This window comes from Lysinibacillus sp. K60 (assembly GCF_019731275.1).
Taxonomy (GTDB): Bacteria; Bacillota; Bacilli; order Bacillales_A; family Planococcaceae; genus Lysinibacillus; species Lysinibacillus capsici.
Map to the genome: position 1 here is coordinate 1 of NZ_JAASJR010000013.1, position 19252 is coordinate 19252.

Consider the following 19252-nt stretch of genomic DNA (forward strand, 5'->3'; position numbering starts at 1 on the left):
CATAAAAGAAATTTGATTAGCTCAAATTGTTTTGCTGGCATCATGTTTGATGTCCAAAATTGTGTTTCGTTCACTAGTAAAACTAGCTACTTAAAACTTTATTGATTACGTTTTGCTTGTTCAGTTTTCAAGGTTCATTTACTAGTTACACTAAGTAACTTTTTATAATTTAACATAATGTTAACTCGCTGTCAACTGTTTATGTTACTATTTTTTAAGTTGTTCGTTTATTTCGTAACAACGTGTTTAAATATATCATCACAAATTTAAGTTTGCAAGTGTTTCATTAAAGTAAAACTATTCGCATTATTTAAAACTGAGTTTCTTCTATATAAATGTAAAAATAATAACTTCTTTTATTTTGGATCAACTCAATAAAAAACACCTCTAATTGTTAGCAACTTACTAACAATTAAAGGTGTCTGTTTAACTAACGTACCCAAATGAAGTATGCAAGGAAAACAAAGAAAAGACCATACATCATTGGATGAATTTCTTTTTTACGACCTGCTAATAACATTGTAATTGGGTAGAATACAAAACCAATTGCAATACCAGTAGCAATTGAATAACCAAGTGGCATCATTAACACTGTAAAGAATGCAGGTACTGCTATTTCGAATTTGTCCCAATCAATTAAACGTAAGGACGATACCATTAGTACCCCTACGATGACTAAAGCTGGAGCAGTAACTGCTGGTGTTACTACCGCTAGTAATGGTGAGAAGAATAATGCAACTAAGAACAGTACTGCTGTTACAACTGCTGAAAATCCTGAACGAGCGCCTGCAGCAACTCCAGAAGTTGACTCTACGTACGCTGTTGTTGTTGACGTACCAAATAAAGAACCGATAGTTGTTGCTAGTGCATCTGCCATTAAGGCACGTCCTGCACGCGGTAATTTATTATCTTTTACTAAACCTGCTTGTGTCGCTACAGCCATTAAAGTACCTGCTGTGTCAAAGAAATCAACAAACAAGAATGTTAACACTACTACTAAAAACTTCACGTTAAATAATGTACCGAAGTCACCAAGTGGTTCTAGTGCTACCATGAATGTAGAATCTACACTTGGAATAGCTGATACAACGGCTGTTGGAGGATCAATGATACCTGTGATCATCCCAATAACTGCAGTAATCACCATTCCTAAGAAAATACCGATACTGCGCAATTTAATAATAAGAATAACCGAAAGAATAATTCCGAATACCGCTAATAATGTAGCGCCTGTGAAACTTCCTAAAGTGACTAAAGTAGCTGGGCTATCAACAATGATCCCTGCTCCTTGTAAACCAACAAAAGTGATAAATAAACCAATACCTGCAGAAACTGCATATTTAAGTTGTACTGGAATAGCATTAATAACAGTTTCGCGGATACCAGTTAAAGATAAAATAATAAAGATAATCCCTGAGAAGAACACACCTGTTAAACCAGTTTGCCACGGAATACCGTATGCTCCGACTACAGTAAATGCAAAGAATGCATTTAACCCCATCCCAGGAGCAAGTGAAATCGGGAATTTAGCGAAAATCCCCATAATCAAAGAACCGACTGCTGCTGCTAATGCTGTAGCTACGAAAACAGCACCTTTATCCATCCCTGCATTTTCTAGAATACCTGGGTTAACAGCTAGAATATATGCCATTGCAAGGAAGGTTGTAATACCGCCTATTATTTCGCGGCGATAATTAGTTCCTAATTCATCGAACATGAAATATTTTTTCATTATCAAAAAATCCTCCATATGGTCGTCTTCAATATCGAAAACAAAAAAGACACGCTGACTACTCTACTAGTCGCATGTCTACGATATATTTCATCACAATTAGTGTGTGAAACAAATTAGTGTTTATACGTTTATGTATAAACCTAAATCGTAGTCAAGTTATTTACGGTAACTTGGTAGAAACTCACGGGCCTTATCCCCGACATTATACGACGACGTATTTAATTTACATTCGTAATATATCATTTCGTTTTTTAGATTTCAACCCTATTTCCGAACATTTTTCTAAAAAGAAATACGAAAGTTCGTGTAAAATTCTTATTTAATGTTCAGGTTCTATTAAATACATTACTAAAGAGGCTTTGTGCTGAACATTCCACCAATCAGTTTAATGAAAAAATCCTCTAGAAATTCTAGAGGATCCTCCTTTTGAACTTATGTTTTAACTCATCACTTTACTTTGCAAGACTTGAATTCTTTTTTCTAATTTTTCTTTCCAATCGTCTGCTAATGCATCTACTGCTTGTATTTGTTTCATAGCGATTGCATCATTGTTTTTGAAGTACACTTCATTGCAATACAGAACAGAGATACGTGCAGGATGCTTTTCTACAAGTTCAATTGTTGAATCTGCACAGATTGTCCCTTCTTCAAGAACACGCGCAAGGAAACCTGTATAGCCCGTTTCAATTAAACGTTTGAGTAATGTGTTTGCCTCCGTATATCTATCAATCGTACTACATGGAATACGTCCCTGTGTAATTTGAATGACAGCATCTCCAATTTTATAAATATCACCAATACAAACATCTGCTTCTAACATATTTGTTACGGTTAAATTTTCGCCAAATGCCGCAATGGGTAACGTTTTTCCAAGTTCCTGTTCCCATTGTATGTAATGCTCCGCAGGATATAAACAAACTGCTCGATCAGGGCCACCATGATGTTTCTTATCAGCTACATCATCCCCTTCAAAGCCTTGAGAGGACAAATAAACTTCTTGCACTCGTTGCTTTTCAATCCCTGTAATCATTGAACGCCCTTTACTATCAATCAATTCTTTTGGCATCCCAACCGTTAATGTATGAATCATTGGTTTATTTTTCTCCATTTAAATCCCCCCTAATCTGAATAGTATAATTTCTTGTGCATTCATTTAGTTTACTACATACAACACTTTACCAGCAATTTTTGAAGTTGAGATACTTCATTTAGCAATAAATTCAGAGGGAATTACATCAAAAAAAGCCCTAAAAACCTCTCAGGGCTTTTAGGGCTTTTGCTATTATTCCCACTCAATCGTTGCTGGTGGCTTAGATGTAATATCATACAGCACGCGGTTCACGTGTTTTACTTCGTTTACAAGGCGGACAGAGATTTTCTCAAGTACATCCCAAGGAATACGCGCCCAGTCAGAAGTCATACCATCGATAGATGTAACGGCACGGATACCGATTGCATAGTCATACGTACGAGCATCGCCCATTACACCAACTGAACGGATATCAGGTAATACCGTAAAGTACTGCCAAATATCACGATCAAGGCCAGCTTTGGCGATTTCTTCACGTAGAATGAAATCAGATTCGCGAACGATTTCTAATTTTTCTTCTGTTACTTCACCAAGCACACGGATACCTAATCCAGGACCTGGGAATGGTTGACGCCAAACGATTTTTTCGTCAAGTCCAAGCTCTAAACCTAGCGCACGTACTTCATCTTTAAATAAAGTTTTCAGTGGCTCGATTAGTTGGAATTGCATATCTTCAGGAAGACCACCAACGTTATGGTGTGATTTGATTGTTTGTGCAGTTGAAGTACCAGATTCAATAATATCTGTGTAAAGAGTTCCTTGTGCTAAGAAATCCATACCTTCAAGTTTAGATGCCTCTTCATCAAATACATAAATGAATTCATTACCGATAATTTTACGTTTTTTCTCTGGATCAGAAACGCCAGCAAGTTTGTCCATGAATCGTTTACGTGCATCAATTTTAATAAGATTCATGTCAAAGTCTTCTGTAAATGTTTTCATTACTTGTTCAACTTCACCTTTACGGTTTAAGTTGTGGTCTACGAACATACAAGTTAATTGATCGCCGATTGCTTTATGGATTAACACCGCTACAACTGATGAGTCTACACCACCAGAAAGCGCACATAATACTTTTTTATCGCCAACGATTTCACGAATTTTTGCAATTTCAAGCTCAATGAAGTTTGCCATTGACCAATCGCCTTTCGCTTCACAGATGTCGAATACGAATTGACGTAATAGATCATTACCATATACAGAGTGACGTACTTCTGGATGGAATTGTACAGCATATAGTTTACGTTCAACGTTTGCCATTGCAGCAATCGGACAAGATGCGCTAGTTGCGATGACTTCAAATCCAGCTGGAACTTCTGTTACATGGTCACCATGGCTCATCCAAACGATTTGTTCTGTAGGTAACTCACCAAATAATTTGTTTGGTGTTGTTACTTGAATTTCGGCTTTACCATACTCGCGTGTTTCAGCACCTTCAACTTTACCACCGTTTGTATGTGCCATTAATTGCATACCATAGCAAATACCTAAAATCGGTAAACCTAATTCGAAAATAGCTGGATCCACATGAAAGGCATTTTCATCATAAACAGAGTTTGGACCACCTGAGAAAATAATACCTGTTGCGTTCATATCTTTAATTTCTTCTGCAGTTACCGTATGTGGATGTAATTCACTGAAAACACCAAATTCACGAATACGACGTGTAATTAATTGGTTAAATTGGCTACCGAAGTCTAGTACAACGATTTTTTCTTGCTCTCTTAATAAAGGGCTAGCTGTCAAAATTTCCACCTCTTCTATTATTTTTAAAGGATATTTTCATGTGTTCAAAGAAAAACGCGAAGAAAGTAAAAAAACTTTCTACGCGTTCATAAGCTCTAGAATATTGATAAAGGCGAATGCGTAGCAAAGTAAAGTGACTTACTATACTTTTCACCTAACGAAAACATCCGCCTTCATAGAGAAATCATTTAAGGTGATTTCGTAGAAACATCCGAACCCTATTATCGAACTTATATGAAAGCAATCCTTGCATTTAATTTTTTTCATTTTACTCTTTGTCTACGTTAAAATCAACTGATAGTGCGATTGATTAAATATTCCCAACTTTCTTTCAGCTTCACAAAATCAACATCTTCTTTGTCTTTCCCATAAATATGTTGCTCGTAGACTACCGTCAGCTTTTGCATTTCATCCGTTTCTAATGCTGCATCTACACGCTCTGCGAACGCACTTAATGTTTCTCCATCTTTTCTGCGCAAGCCAATACGAGATAATTGCTTCAGTAAAACATGGTAAGAAGAATCGAAATTTGACCAATCTGCTACTTTTTTACGGTATGCTCGAACATGCATCTTTGGAATCCACGTTTTACGCTGTAAGAATAAAGAAATACCCGTGATTATTAATAATACAGCAATTATCACCCAAACATAAGCAAACTTTTTCATCCATAACCACAATGCATCAAAGCTAAATGTTGAGTTCGGTTGTTCCTTCTCGGTTACCTGTTCTTGTGGTTGTGGCTCCTCAGGTTTTTGTTCTGGCTGCACTACTTCTTCCTCGTCAGACGTATCTAACGGGATATCATAATCAATGTTGACGTTGCCGGAAAAACCGATTGTAGGTTCAAACTCCATCCATCCCGTTCCAGGTATAAAAGCTTCTACCCATGAGTGCGCATTGTCATTCGTGATGCGATATTCGCGTAATCCATCTGACATGGGGCCTGCAGTTCCTGGTGCAAAACCTTTTACCCAACGAGCTGGGATCCCTACTGAACGTAAAAGTACCACCATTGACGTGGAGAAATTATCACAATACCCTACTTTTGTATCGAACAAAAATTGATCGACATAATCTTGATTTTCAGCAGGAATGGCGGCTTGCGTTTTATCGTACTTAAAACCATTTGTTCTAAAATAACTTTCTACAGCCTTAATTTGTTCATAAACCGTATCTTTCTTTTGCGTTATTTCAGAAGCTAAGTCCCTTACACGTTGAGGAAGTTGGTTTGGTAACTGCAAAAATCGATCAAAGGAAGAATCCATTGTTTCAAGTGTTGCTGGATATGACAATTGGAGCTGCTCCATACTATAAACAGGTTCACTATAAGACAATGAATAGTTTGATAATGATTTCGATTCCCCTACCTCTTGTTCTATATTCATTCTTTCAGTCTGCTCATCCTGAATAAATAGAGTGGCATCTTGAGCCGAAACAGAGAGCATACCATATGTTTGAAATAAAAATGGCATTGGAACAGCAATATCTAATTGAATCTGACGTTCATTTTCGGGTGGCCCGACTTGTAAGGAAGTCAGAATGGGTGTATTTGACTCATAAACATTTTTCCCAAAGTTCCCCTCTGAAACAATCCAACCCTTTGACGTATACGTATCTTTCGTTTCAATGCGCCAGTAATGGCGATCACGAGAAGAGGCAGTGAAAATTAAAGTATTATCTCCTTGGAACGGACCACCTAACTGACTATCATCTTGGCTATAACCAACTGATTTTTGACCATTTCCATTTCCATCTTGCCCAGTAACCCCTTGGATAAACGGCACAGGATCTGCCCATGTTGGTCCAGTCTTTGGTAAAAAAAATGCTACAGAACTAATGAGCAATACAGATACTAGCATGGGAATAACAATTTTCCATTTCTCCATTGCCGTACTTGTAGTTTCCACTTGAAGCCATAGACGCTTGACAAAAAGAACACCTGTCATGATTAATCCTAAAACAACAACTTTTACAATTGCCGCTTTACCATCATAGTCACTAAATGTATCCAAAGTAGCAATAAAGAATACGGTCATGGCAAAGAAGTAGAATATATTTTTTCGCACCGAAACCCAATGGTGAATTAAATAAACTAGCATCCAAATCAACACAAGGAATAATACTGTTCTGAAAACATCTGAAACCTGTCCAAAGTCACCTGTTAGAATCGTGGCCATGTTTCCTTTCCATTCAGCCAATAAAAAAGGCAATGTATCACCAGATAATACAGGACTAGGGCTATAGATAAAAACGATAAACCAGGTAATATAACCAAGCTTCACTAATCCTGATAGCAATGGATGTACGCGGAAAAGACTTAGCGCTAAAGACATACCGATAAACACTAAGAAAAGATGCATCCCACCTGTATTCGTTAATTGCATAATGGGAATAAGCCATTCACGCAAAATGAAAAATACAATAACATAAGCTAGGGCTAATTCTAAAAATTCGCCTAATGATTGCTTCACGGTCTCATCACCTCCGTGAATAAATGATAGAAATCTGCTGGATTTACATAAATAACTTGAATATGTTTATACCGCATCGCAAGCTCAGATTGCACTGGCGGCTGCTTTGCCACTACAAAACAAATACAGCTTTTCACTATATTTGCAAGAGTATGTAGTAATTCATCTGAAACATCACTTGTCACGTAAAGCAGTGTTGCAACTTGCTTAAAGGCTTGTTGATCATGAAATCGAAACTTGACATTCTCCATAGGTTTTATCGCAGCTAAATGATACATAACCTGATCTAAATGCTTGTCCCCCTGTATAGCAGGGAATACTTTCGTTATTTCTCCAGCAGAAATAAATGACAAATCTCCTCGTTCCTTAACGATCATCTGTAGCATTGAAGCTACTAATTCCACTTTTTCTTCAAACATGGAGGATTTCGTAGCGTCTAGCACTAACATTAGTTCTGATGATTGTCGATCCTCAAATTCCTTAGACTGCAACTTTTGTGTACGGGCAAATGATTTCCAATGAATCCAAGAAAAACGATCTCCTGGAACGTACTCTCTTAATCCAACAGCCATGGATGTGTCCTTCACTATAGAATATGGTGACATCATCGGGCCAACATCAAATTTTGTTTGAAGCGCAGCATATTTCATCTCTTGTACTCTTGGGTAAACTAAAATAGTTTGGTCCTTTTCTGCTACGACAACCTTTTTAGCCCAGCCAAAAAAATCGTAGAAAACAATTGTAACACCTAGGTAGCGATGTTCACCGCGTGGCATATTTTCCAATTCATATTGCCAGCTAAAGTTTTTTTTAAATCCAACGAACTTTATGGCATTCGCATTTTGGATTTTAGCTTGCACTAATCCCTCACTATCCACAAGTTCCTCCATTACGATATAGGCAAATGGAAAACGTGTTTTACGTTCTATCGTAATAAGCACCTTCGCTGATTGACCTCGTTCTATATGAATCGGGTCAATTTTGCGTTCGATTAGTAAAATATCTTCTCTAACGACAAAGAACATGAATGCATATACTAAAAACGGACTAACCGTAAAAAATACAAACCAGCTAACAAATCCACCTTGGAACATTGCATAACAAAACGTTACGATCATCAAGAAAGCGATTAATAGGAAATGTTTACTTTTTTCTACAAAAGCTTTCCATTGCCTCATTGTTCTGCAAACCTCTTTGTCGGAACTGGTGTTTTAGCAATGATACGCTGGATAATTTCGTCTGCTGTCACGTTATCATAGCGTGCATCTGGTTTTAAAACTAAACGATGGCTAAAAACAAATGGCACTAAATATTGAACATCATCAGGGGTAACATAGCTTCGTCCTTTCAAAAATGCGTAAGCCTGTGAAGCTTTCATTAGCGCTATTGTGGCACGTGGACTCACACCTAAAAAGACATAATTATTTTCCCTTGTTAGAGTAGCAAGCTCCACCATATAATTTTTAACAGAATCTTCTACATACACACCTTGAACAAGCTCCTGTAATTCGATTAATTGAGCTACTGTTAATACTGCTTCGATTTTTTCAATGGCTTTACCATTCTCAGCTCTTCGTAAAATTTCAACTTCCTGCCCCCTAGATGGATAGCCCATTTTTATCTTTAAGAGAAATCGATCTAGTTGTGCTTCAGGTAAAGGATAGGTACCTTCATGTTCAATCGGATTTTGTGTAGCCATAACAAAAAATGGCTGATTGATCATCAGCGTTTTCCCATCGATTGTAACAGAAGCCTCTTCCATCCCCTCTAACAAGGCTGATTGAGTTTTCGGAGACGTTCGGTTAATTTCATCGGCTAATACAACATCCCCCATGATCGGCCCTGGACGAAATTCAAACTCCATTGTCTTGGGGTTATAAATAGAAATACCGACTACATCTGATGGCAATAGATCTGGCGTAAATTGAATACGCTTAAATTGTGCATCAAAAGATTTTGCAAGTGCTCGCACCATCATTGTCTTTCCTACTCCAGGTACATCCTCCAACAAAACATGTCCCCTTGCTAATAATGCGACAATACTGAGCTCAGCAACTTCTCTTTTACCAATCATTACTTTTTCTATATTTTCTAAAACATTCTGTATTTGAGCATTCATTAATCGAAAAGCCTCCCATTCCATCAAGCAATTGTGTGAATTGCAAGCAAACTTAATATAAGCATAGCGAAATCTGTCCTGTAAAACAATTATCTGAAACTTCCACTTCCTACGAACATTCATAAAAAAGGCTTGTTTGATAACATCCAAACAAGTCTAATCCTTATTATATAACGTCATTATCCATTAGAATGTTACAAATTCAATCTTTTTATCCATATTTCTTCTAAAGATGTAGAATTTTCTTGTAAGAAAATTTCAGTTATCGCCCCAGAAATGATAATTTCACCTTCATGTAAAACTAATACATCACCTGCTATTTCTTCAGCAAAAGACAGCAAATGAGTAGAGAAGATAACCGTATTGCCTTTTTCTTTCTCCTCCAACATCATGTTTTTTCAACTGTGCTATCCATATTCCGCATATACCGTTTGACTTGTAAATAGAAAAAACAAAAAGAACAACACGATTTGCTTCATCACTTTCTACCTCCTCATTCAGCAAGAAAAGACTAGAGGATTTCCCCTAGTCTATGATTTAATGACTGTGCCCTTCTTGATTCATCTCATTCGAATGCATAGAACCGGATGCATCTTTTTCATCCTCAGCCTTTTTTTGCATCATTTTCTTACGTCTCTCCAATGCATCATCTTTAATTTTTTGTAGTTCCTCCTCATAAGCTTTCGAATTTTCTTGCATATATTTATCTGCTTCAGCCTTGTCCACGAAATAAATATAGCCCCAGTTCATCGGAGATTTCAGTTCCGTTTTTATAATTGTTACATCTTCAATCTTTGCCCAATCTTTCGTTACAAAATCACGTACAAATTTTTCGTTTTTTTCTTCATTAGCAACCTCCGCATTTAATAAACAGCCAATATCGTCATAAAAAGCAATTGTTCCATCTTCTTTTATTGCCTGTGCTGAAAATACACCCATCTCATGGTCTTTCATATAAACTTTCATATTACACATTTCACAAATTGTATCTTCTTCTGGCTCTTGTAACCGTGTATCTACTAGTGAAGCAACTTGCACGGTTTCTGATTCATTTTTCGTAGTTTCTTGCTCAATTTCCTTTTCTTCTACCTGTTTTTTTTCGCTACCACAAGCTGCAAGTACAAATAATAATATTAGTGCAGGTAACCATAATTTTTTCACAACTTTATCCTCCAAGTTTAGTTTTTTGTTGCCATATCCTACATTACAGATTAGTTGTGAAATTAGTTAAAAATCGCTGTGAAGAAATGGAAAAATTACCTTGAACATTCCATGAACATCTTCACTTCAAATATTTTGAATTTAGTGCTTTCACTTACTTCTCCTCAATAATAAAAAACTCCCCACACTGATGTGGAGAGTTTAGCTTATATGGAAGAACGATAACTATTGAGTCGCTTCTTTTGTTTGTTTAAACGACTGAGCTTTAGTGCCGTTTCATTTAATTCACGGCGAATTTCCAAATCACTAGCATTATCTACATGGATAGGTGTAATCGGTTGCTGCTGTTGTGAATTTACAGAAATAGTTGTTGAATTGTACGTCTTCTCTTTATTTTTTTGTAATCTATTTCGAAATTGCTTTTGTGGATTTTGCCCAAAGTTATGGCTGAGATCACCAGCATGTAAATATTGTTGTTCCTGCCGAAAAACACTACTTGTCGTTCCACTCACTCTAGAAGTCCTCATAAAAAGTTACCCTCCTCTACATTTTACTATCCTTATAGGTAATTATATCGACATTATATGCTGACAATTAACAACATAGAACCATAATGCATAAAAAAAGAGTGAAAAGAGCTATTTTTAAAAGTAGAAACACTTTCTTTATAACCCTTTTCACTCATCTTACTTCCAAAAATCATCAAATATTGTTATTGGCATATGACGCTTATGTTGGGAACGCAAATAATACCCTTCTAATCTTCGGCGAGGTTCTTCTGGAATTTCTTTCCCCTCTAAATAATCATCTATTTGATCATACGACACACCTAGCGCCACTTCGTCTGGCAAGGAGGGACGATCTTCTTCTAAATCTGCTGTAGGCACCTTTTTATATAGATGCTCAGGGCATTGAAGTTCTGCTAGCAATTGCTTTCCTTGTCGTTTATTTAAACGAAAGATTGGCATCAAGTCTGCTCCACCATCACCAAACTTTGTATAGAAGCCTGTAATAGCTTCCGCAGCATGATCTGTTCCTAATACAACCGCTCCATTCATTGCAGCAATGGAATATTGGACCTTCATACGCTCACGAGCCTTTTCATTCCCTTTCACAAAGTCATTCAGCTCAACACCTGCATTTGTTAGAGCTCTCACACTAGCATCCACTGCGTCTTTTATATTTACTGTATAAACCTTCGTTGGCTTTATATAATCAATGGCATCTTGGCAATCTTGTTCATCAGCTTGTACGCCATATGGTAATCGTACAGCGAAAAACGAATACTTCATTTCTCCCTCTTCTGCATTTAATTCATCAATCGCCAATTGCGCTAGTTTACCTGTTAATGTTGAATCTTGACCACCAGAAATACCAAGAACAAACCCTTTTACAAAACTATGGCGTTTTGCATATTCCTTTAAAAAATCAATGGATTTACGTATTTCCCCCTGTACATCAATGTTAGGCAATACGCGTAATTCCTCAATAATTTGTTGCTGTAAAGTCATTGCACCTGTCACTCCTTTTCACATTCGTTTAACCATCGCATGCACTTCTTCAATATTACGCATCTTATTATCCCAGCATTTTTGACTGAGATCGACTGGATATTCTTCAGGATTCATGGCACGCTTATATTCATCCCATAACAGTTCTAAATTCTCCGCCGCGTAATCACGCATTTCCTCTAATGTAGGGTTTTGATAGTTGATCGCTCCATTTTTAATAACATGCTGATGTAAATTTTTGGCATCAAAATTTGTAACAAACTTTGAGACAAACGTATGAATCGGATGGAACATTTTGATACGTTCCTCAGCTTGAGGATTTTCATCGTGCATTGTGATGTAGTCTCCTTCTGCCTTTCCATTCTTTTTATCGATAATACGATAGACATTTTTCAAGCCTGGCGTTGATACCTTTTCCGCATTAGCTGAGATTTTTATCGTATCTTCAAGTTGCCCTTCGCTATTCTCGATAGCCACCATTTTATATACTGCACCTAATGCAGGCTGGTCGTAAGCTGTAATAAGCTTTGTACCGATTCCCCAAACATCCACTTTTGCTCCTTGAGCTTTTAAATTTAAGATGGTGTATTCATCTAAATCGTTTGAGACAATGATTTTGGCATCATGGAAGCCTGCAGCATCCAACATACGGCGAGCTTCTTTCGACAAGAAAGCAATATCGCCGCTATCTAAACGTATGCCAATGAAGTTAATTTTGTCTCCTAGCTCTTTAGCTACTTTAATAGCAGTTGGCACCCCTGATTTCAATGTATTATAAGTATCTACCAAAAACACACAATCGCGATGACGTTTAGCATAAGCATGGAATGCATCATAATCATTTTTATAAGCTTGTACTAATGCATGGGCATGTGTACCAGAGACAGGAATTTTAAAAAGCTTACCTGCTCGAACATTACTTGTGGAAGCAAAACCACCGATAAACGCTGCACGTGTTCCCCAAATAGCAGCATCCATTTCTTGTGCACGCCTTGTACCAAATTCCATCGCCACTTCATTTTTAATAATTTGTTTGATACGGCTAGCCTTTGTAGCAATTAATGTTTGATAGTTAACAATATTAAGTAATGCTGTTTCAATTAGCTGCGCCTCTACTAATGGAGCTTCGATTCGGACAATTGGTTCATTAGCGAAAACTAGTTCCCCTTCTACCATGGAATACATATCTCCTGTAAATCGGATGTTCTTTAAATACTGGATAAAGTCCTCTTTATAACCTACTTCATCACGTAAATACGCAATATCCGATTCACTAAAATGAAAATCACGTAGATAATCAAGCATTCGCTCTAACCCAGCAAATATGGCATAGCCATTACCAAAAGGTAATTTTCTAAAATACAATTCAAAAACTGCTTTTTTATTATGTATGCCATCCGCCCAGTAGGATTCTGCCATATTGATTTGATATAAGTCTGTGTGTAGCGCTAAGCTATCATCTGCATAGTTTGATCTCAAAAGAAACCCCTTCTTCCGCTTTGATAATTAGTCCTAGTATACACTATATACCCAAATTCTTGCGTATTACATTCCCTCTTATAGATGTTAGGTTTTCTAACATTAATAGTCAGAAAATTTAGAACTGTACACATTTTAGACACAAATTTTAATACCGCTTTCATTCCCTTTATAAAAACCTTTTTTCTAAAATACTTCGGGACTAGAAATATTTAATGTAAAATAACCTCACATAGAATCTAAAAAAACAATTGCACTGTTTTTAATACCGTTTTAACATGTAAATTAAATTCACGCAAGGAGCTGGTACACATGAAAAAAATTGAAGCAATCATTCGTCCTGAAGTTTTTGGAGCAGTTCGGGACGGTCTTGCACAGGAAGGAATTGCAGGGTTAAGCGTTTCAGAAATCGCTGGTTGTGGTCGTCAGCTAGGTCGAACAGGACTCTTCCGCGGCAATACGTATGAAATTGAATTTTTACCTAAATTAAAATTAGAAATGATTGTAGACGATGGCAAAGTTGATGCCATTGTAGAGATTTTATTGCGTGAAGCAGCAACTGGTAAAGTTGGGGACGGGAAGATTTTCATTTATCCAGTAGAACAAGCAATTCGTATCCGAACAAAAGAAGTCGGGTCGATTGCAGTAGAATAAAGGGGGCGATATAGATGGATGAAGTACTATTATCTGTTAATTTAATTTGGGTGATGCTTGGCACTATTTTAGTATTCTTTATGCATGCAGGTTTTGCTATGGTTGAGGCTGGATTTACCCGCTCAAAAAATGCAGTCAATATCATCATGAAGAATTTTCTCACTATTTCTCTTGGTGGGATCGTCTATTTTTTATGTGGCTATGCCATTATGTTCGGAGACTCAGTAGGTGGCATTTTCGGCACAAGTGGCTTTGCTTTAAAAGGAGTAGATGATCTTTCTTTCTTTATCTTCCAAACAATGTTTGCTGCAACTGGAGCAACTATTTTATCGGGGGCTGTTGCAGAACGTACTAATATTTTCGCTTATGTTGGAGTTATTATACTTATGTCTTTAGTTGTTTATCCTGTAGTAGGCCACTGGGTTTGGAGTGGGCAAGGTTGGTTAACAGATTTAGGTTTTGTTGATTTTGCTGGCTCGACAGTTGTTCACTTAACAGGGGCTGTTGCAGCATTTGTCGCAGCAGTTATGGTTGGACCTCGACTAGGCAAATATGAAAATGGTCGAGTAAATGTTATTACAGGACACAGTATTCCATTAGGTGCATTAGGCGTATTTTTACTTTGGTTTGGCTGGTTCGGCTTCAATGGTGCTTCTACATTAGCTGCTGATCCAGAGCTAGTTCCTAGTGTTATTGCTAATACGTTTTTTGCAGCTGCAGCTGGTGTCGTTGCCACTGCTTTCTATACAAAATTTCGATACGGACATATCGATGGCTCTCTTACATTAAATGGTGCATTAGCTGGGCTTGTAGGGATTACTGCTGGTGCAGCGAATGTCAGCATTTTTGGCTCGCTTATCATTGGTTTAATTGCTGCACCTTTGCTTGTGGAAGGTGTACGCTTCCTAGAGTGGAAGCTAAAAGTTGATGATCCTGTTGGAGCAATTGCTGTTCATGGTATTTGTGGTATTTGGGGAACACTGGCAGTTGGCCTACTTGATATTGGTGGGCAAGGCTTATTTTATGGTGGGGGTTTTGGTCTATTAGGTATTCAAGCAATTGGCGTTATTGCAACTATTGCTTGGGTTAGTGTATCTGTAGCAGCAGGGTTATTGATCATCAAAGCATTTGTCCCATTACGAGTAACGGCTGAAGAAGAAATTGCTGGATTAGATGTAATGGAACACGGAACGCCTGCGTACGAATACCAAGATATTTTCAAAAGCTCCGCAGTACGAGGCGAAACCTTCGCTCATCGTTTAACACATCTCGGTAAAACACAGAACAATGTTCAAGAAGAACAACATGTATAGCTAGTGATCTGCTCCTTTATCTCTGGATAATGGGGCAGATTTCTTTTGGTGCACTCCTACATTGGAAACCGTTCATTTACGGATGAAGTAGGTTACTTTGTTTGATGTGATCAAGTCTATAGAAAAAGCGCTCTTTCCATCATTTAGCAAGAGATTAACATTTTCCACTTCAATCGATCGATTCCTTCTCTAACTCAAGTAAAAATTGTTTCATAGCTAAGCCGCTTCTAAAGCCTGTTAATTGACCATTTTTGCCAATGACCCGATGACATGGAATAATCGCCAGGATTGGGTTTGCTCCAATAGCAGTCCCTACCGCTCGAACCGCTTTGGGATTACCAATGCGTTGAGCAATATTTCCATAAGTTGTTGTTGTACCATAAGGTAATTCTTTTAATGCATCCCACACCGCTAATTGAAATGCTGTCCCTTTCACATGGATTGGAAGATTAAATTCAATAAGTTCCTTCTTAAAATAGGCTGTTAACTGCTCTTTATATGGGAGCAACTTTTCTGAATTCTCTTCAAAGCAATATCCTTTAAATGGTTTATCAGCCCACTCCTTTACTTCTTCGAATGATGCATTTGGTGTACCTATATAAACAAGTCCTTTGTCTGAAGCCACAACATACATATCACCCTGTGCATAGGTTAATGTATCGAAATACAATATTTCCATTCCCAAATCCCCTTCTTTCTTTTTTCAACACCATCTTCCAGTCATTTCATGCTACAGTTATTTTACTAACTAAAGTAAAGGAGTTTCAATAGATGAATATGTTATATGAACCTGCCATTCACTTTCAACAAGTTCAATTTTCAGTAAATGACAAAATGATATTAAAGTCAATTACTGGGTCATTTCCAAAAGGGCAAATCACCACTCTCGTTGGTCCCTCTGGCGCTGGTAAAACAACTTTACTTAAATTATGTAATGGCCTTCTCTCACCATCAAATGGGCATATACTCGTTGATAATCAACCTATATCTACATATGATCCAACAGCTTTAAGAAGGCATGTTGGTATTGCTTTACAGGCAGCTCCTATGATAGCAGGTACAGTGTTAGAGAATCTTGCTCTTCCCCGTACACTGCAAGGACAAAAACTTTTGCAGCAGGAGGCTATTCAATATTTAGAGGACGTTGGGTTAAACGAAAGCTTCCTGCATCAATCTACAAATGATCTATCTGGCGGACAACGTCAAAAGGTATCTATCGCTCGAACACTTATCAATCAATCCTCTATTTTATTATTAGACGAAATAACATCTGCTTTGGATCGTCAATCCGTACAGGATATTGAAAAATTGATTGTCACCATTAACAAAAAATACAATGTCACCATGATTTGGATTACCCATAATTTGCAACAAGCGCTAACGATTGGTCACTATACATGGGTTATGATGAATGGGGAGCTCGTTGAAACTGGTAAAAGTTCATTACTCAATGCACCAACAAATCCACGTGTTGCCGAGTTTGTACAGGGGGTAAACAAATGACGTTTACATCCTTATCACTGACATTAATTTTTGTTTGTATTCCTTTATTCCTATCCAAAATATTAAAGTTAGACCTTGAAAAAGATACACTTATTGCAACATTACGCTCCATCATTCAATTGCTTGCTGTCGGCTATATATTAAAATTTGTGTTTGATGCAAATAGTTATAGCTATATTTTCCTGATGGTAGCACTAATGATTGTCGTGGCCACGTTAAACGCACGAAAAAAAGGAGTAGGTATTAAAGGAATCACCTGGAAGATAGCACTGACTCTTGTCATGGTAGAAATAATTACACAAGGTGTTTTGCTAGGCTTTCATATTGTTCCAGCAACTGCTCAGTATATCATTCCCATTAGCGGGATGCTAATTGGTAATTCCATGGTGCTATCCATTTTGTTCTTAAATCGTTTTACAGCTGAAATTACTAACCATAAGGATCAAATGGAACTAATACTATCCCTGGGTGGCACACCAAAACAGGCTATTCATCGCCAATTAATTAATGCCATAAAAGCTAGTATGATTCCTACGATTGAGAGTCAAAAAACAATCGGACTAGTACAGCTACCAGGTATGATGAGTGGTCAAATTATTGGGGGAGCCGACCCTCTTCAGGCAGTCCAATTTCAACTTTTAATTATCTTTGCTCTCTTAACAACTGCAACATTATCCAGCGTTATGATTGGCTTTTTAAGTTATCCTGCACTATTTAATGAACGTATGCAAATACTTGATATGAAATAATTGTTAGGCTGAATGTAATATAGTTTAAATAATTTATGTTATACTAAAAAGAAAATGCAGTTAGGAGAATGACCATGTTATTACGCGATTTTTTCATCCACTTATCTGAGAACCAACTATTAAATAGTGCTGCAAAGAAATATGGCCTAAAATTAGGAGCACAAAGTGTAGTAGCTGGTACAAATATCGAAGAAACAATTGCAAGTATCAAAGAACTAAATGCACATAATATTTCTTGTACAGTAGATAACCTAGGTGAATTTGTTTCAAGTAAAGAAGAAGCGACTGCTGCTAAAGAAAAAATCCTTACTGTGATCGAAGCTATTCACGAAAACGGTGTAGCTGCACATATTTCATTAAAGCCATCTCAATTAGGCTTAGATATTGATGTTGATTTTTGTTATGACAATCTGTATGAGATTGTAGAAAAAGCCGCTTCATATGATATCTTTGTTAACTTTGATATGGAAGACTATGGACGCCTACAAACTTCCTTCGATATGGTGGAAGAATTATCGAAAACATTTAATAATGTTGGTACTGTCATCCAATCATACTTTTACCGTGCAAAAGATGATATTGAAAAATTTAAGGACTACCGTTTACGTATCGTAAAAGGTGCTTATAAAGAGCCAGTTGAAGTAGCCTATCAAGACAAATTAGATATTGATTTAAACTTTATTGAGTTGATTGAATATCACCTACTAAACGGTAAATTTACATCAATCGCAACTCATGATCACAATATCATTGCGCACGTAAAACGCTTTGTAGCTGATCATAATATTCCGCTTGATAAATTTGAATTCCAAATGCTGTATGGTTTCCGTACAGATATGCAAAAAGAGCTTGCAAAAGAGGGCTATAACTTCTGTGTATACGTTCCATTCGGCGAAGATTGGTACGGGTATTTCATGCGCCGTTTAGCTGAGCGTCCTCAAAACCTTAATCTTGTCACAAAACAAGTATTTACGAAAAAAACGAATACTGTTCTTGCAGTAGCAGCAGGTGCATTCGTTCTTGGTCGTTTAACTAAACGCAATAAGTAAAAAAATGAGAACCTTTTCGCTTATGATGCGATAAGGTTCTCATTTTATTTATTCCATCCTTTTTCTTTAAAGCGTGCAATGGCCTCAATTCGATTACCAACGTTTAGTTTTTCTAAAATCGTCGAAATATAGTTACGAACTGTGCCAGCAGACAAAAACAGCTCAGCAGCAATTTCCTTTGTCGTCTTGCCCTCTGCTACAAGTGTCAGAACTTGACTCTCTCGCTCCGTTAAAGGATTTTCACTATCGTCTTCATAGACAAAATCAACGAGCTCTGGCGCATAAATGCGTTTACCATCCATTATTGTACGGATTGCGCTCACTAACTCCTCTATAGGGCTATCCTTTAATAAATAGCCTCTGACACTCGCTTTTCTAGCACGTTCGAAATAACCAGGTCTAGCAAATGTAGTTAAAATAATGACTTTACAACCTGAGCCAGTGCTATGCATTTCTTCTGCTGCGTCTAGTCCCGTTTTCACCGGCATTTCAATATCCATAACACAAATATCAGGCTGATGCTCTTCCACAAGCATCAATGCTTCTTCACCATTTTTTGCTAAGCCAACAACCTCCATATCCTCCTCCATACTAAGTAAAGAGCGAAGCGCGCCTAATAGCATCCCCTGATCTTCAGCAATCACAATTCGTATCATGTCACAATCCTCT

General features: G+C 37.3%; 18 protein-coding genes and 2 riboswitches. Of the genes, 5 read left to right on the forward strand and 13 right to left on the reverse strand.

All coding sequences use genetic code 11. The features are described 5' to 3' along the window. Positions 1-430: 430 nt before the first annotated feature. The 11 genes from HCH28_RS21170 to HCH28_RS21220 all read right to left on the reverse strand — a co-directional run bounded on the left by HCH28_RS21170 (position 431) and on the right by HCH28_RS21220 (position 13315). A complete protein-coding gene (locus tag HCH28_RS21170) occupies positions 431-1732 on the reverse strand; it encodes an NCS2 family permease (RefSeq protein WP_004230532.1) in 1302 nt (433 codons plus the stop codon). A gap of 131 nt (positions 1733-1863) precedes the next feature. Further along, positions 1864-1965: riboswitch (purine riboswitch) on the reverse strand. Positions 1966-2174: 209 nt separating this feature from the next. Then, positions 2175-2843: an MOSC domain-containing protein gene (locus HCH28_RS21175; protein ID WP_221682969.1), complete on the reverse strand. Its 669-nt coding sequence runs from the start codon at positions 2841-2843 to the stop codon at positions 2175-2177. 174 nt (positions 2844-3017) lie between these two features. Then, on the reverse strand, positions 3018-4571 hold the full coding sequence (gene guaA / locus HCH28_RS21180) for a glutamine-hydrolyzing GMP synthase (protein WP_221682970.1): 1554 nt from the start codon (positions 4569-4571) through the stop codon (positions 3018-3020). A gap of 156 nt (positions 4572-4727) precedes the next feature. After that, a riboswitch (purine riboswitch) is annotated at positions 4728-4829 on the reverse strand. A gap of 32 nt (positions 4830-4861) precedes the next feature. After that, on the reverse strand, positions 4862-7045 hold the full coding sequence (locus HCH28_RS25510) for a transglutaminase TgpA family protein (RefSeq protein WP_221682971.1): 2184 nt from the start codon (positions 7043-7045) through the stop codon (positions 4862-4864). Next, on the reverse strand, positions 7042-8223 hold the full coding sequence (locus HCH28_RS21190; RefSeq protein ID WP_221682972.1) for a DUF58 domain-containing protein: 1182 nt from the start codon (positions 8221-8223) through the stop codon (positions 7042-7044). Before HCH28_RS21190 ends, HCH28_RS25510 begins: the two co-directional genes overlap by 4 nt. Further along, positions 8220-9164, reverse strand: coding sequence for an AAA family ATPase (locus HCH28_RS21195; protein WP_004230520.1), 945 nt, complete (start codon positions 9162-9164; stop codon positions 8220-8222). The genes HCH28_RS21190 and HCH28_RS21195 overlap by 4 nt, the downstream gene beginning before the upstream one ends. A gap of 194 nt (positions 9165-9358) precedes the next feature. Beyond that, on the reverse strand, positions 9359-9553 hold the full coding sequence (locus HCH28_RS21200; RefSeq protein ID WP_255601716.1) for a hypothetical protein: 195 nt from the start codon (positions 9551-9553) through the stop codon (positions 9359-9361). A gap of 148 nt (positions 9554-9701) precedes the next feature. After that, positions 9702-10325, reverse strand: a complete 624-nt coding sequence (locus tag HCH28_RS21205; protein ID WP_221682973.1) for a hypothetical protein — start codon at positions 10323-10325, stop codon at positions 9702-9704. Positions 10326-10531: 206 nt separating this feature from the next. Then, positions 10532-10852: an NAD synthetase gene (locus HCH28_RS21210; RefSeq protein ID WP_221682974.1), complete on the reverse strand. Its 321-nt coding sequence runs from the start codon at positions 10850-10852 to the stop codon at positions 10532-10534. A 159-nt stretch (positions 10853-11011) separates the two neighbouring features. Then, entirely contained in the window at positions 11012-11836 is an 825-nt protein-coding gene (nadE, locus tag HCH28_RS21215) for an ammonia-dependent NAD(+) synthetase (protein WP_221682975.1), read from the reverse strand. A gap of 18 nt (positions 11837-11854) precedes the next feature. Then, positions 11855-13315, reverse strand: coding sequence for a nicotinate phosphoribosyltransferase (locus HCH28_RS21220; RefSeq protein WP_221682976.1), 1461 nt, complete (start codon positions 13313-13315; stop codon positions 11855-11857). Between the two features lie 312 nt (positions 13316-13627). Here HCH28_RS21220 and HCH28_RS21225 point away from each other — a divergent pair, with 312 nt between their 5' ends. Together HCH28_RS21225 and HCH28_RS21230 are read left to right on the forward strand one after the other, a co-directional pair. Continuing rightward, positions 13628-13969: a P-II family nitrogen regulator gene (locus tag HCH28_RS21225; protein WP_016995352.1), complete on the forward strand. Its 342-nt coding sequence runs from the start codon at positions 13628-13630 to the stop codon at positions 13967-13969. A gap of 14 nt (positions 13970-13983) precedes the next feature. Beyond that, positions 13984-15282 carry an ammonium transporter gene (locus tag HCH28_RS21230; RefSeq protein WP_221682977.1) on the forward strand — a complete coding sequence of 433 codons (1299 nt, stop codon included), beginning with the start codon at positions 13984-13986 and terminating at the stop codon, positions 15280-15282. A 169-nt stretch (positions 15283-15451) separates the two neighbouring features. On the opposite strand, the gene HCH28_RS21235 is transcribed toward HCH28_RS21230, so the two are convergent. Beyond that, on the reverse strand, positions 15452-15961 hold the full coding sequence (locus HCH28_RS21235) for a methylated-DNA--[protein]-cysteine S-methyltransferase (RefSeq protein ID WP_221682978.1): 510 nt from the start codon (positions 15959-15961) through the stop codon (positions 15452-15454). 92 nt (positions 15962-16053) lie between these two features. Between HCH28_RS21235 and HCH28_RS21240 the strand changes: the two genes are divergently transcribed. The 3 genes from HCH28_RS21240 to HCH28_RS21250 all read left to right on the forward strand — a co-directional run bounded on the left by HCH28_RS21240 (position 16054) and on the right by HCH28_RS21250 (position 18583). Beyond that, the gene (locus HCH28_RS21240) at positions 16054-16785 is read left to right on the forward strand and encodes an ABC transporter ATP-binding protein (RefSeq protein ID WP_221682979.1); all 732 of its coding nucleotides are present in this window, start codon (positions 16054-16056) and stop codon (positions 16783-16785) included. Further along, positions 16782-17534, forward strand: a complete 753-nt coding sequence (locus tag HCH28_RS21245; protein WP_221682980.1) for an ABC transporter permease — start codon at positions 16782-16784, stop codon at positions 17532-17534. Before HCH28_RS21240 ends, HCH28_RS21245 begins: the two co-directional genes overlap by 4 nt. A gap of 74 nt (positions 17535-17608) precedes the next feature. After that, positions 17609-18583 (forward strand): proline dehydrogenase family protein, encoded by a 975-nt coding sequence (locus HCH28_RS21250; protein ID WP_048394992.1) that lies wholly within the window; start codon positions 17609-17611, stop codon positions 18581-18583. Positions 18584-18627: 44 nt separating this feature from the next. On the opposite strand, the gene HCH28_RS21255 is transcribed toward HCH28_RS21250, so the two are convergent. Continuing rightward, positions 18628-19239: a response regulator transcription factor gene (locus tag HCH28_RS21255; protein ID WP_004224461.1), complete on the reverse strand. Its 612-nt coding sequence runs from the start codon at positions 19237-19239 to the stop codon at positions 18628-18630. Between the last annotated feature and the right edge of the window lie 13 nt (positions 19240-19252).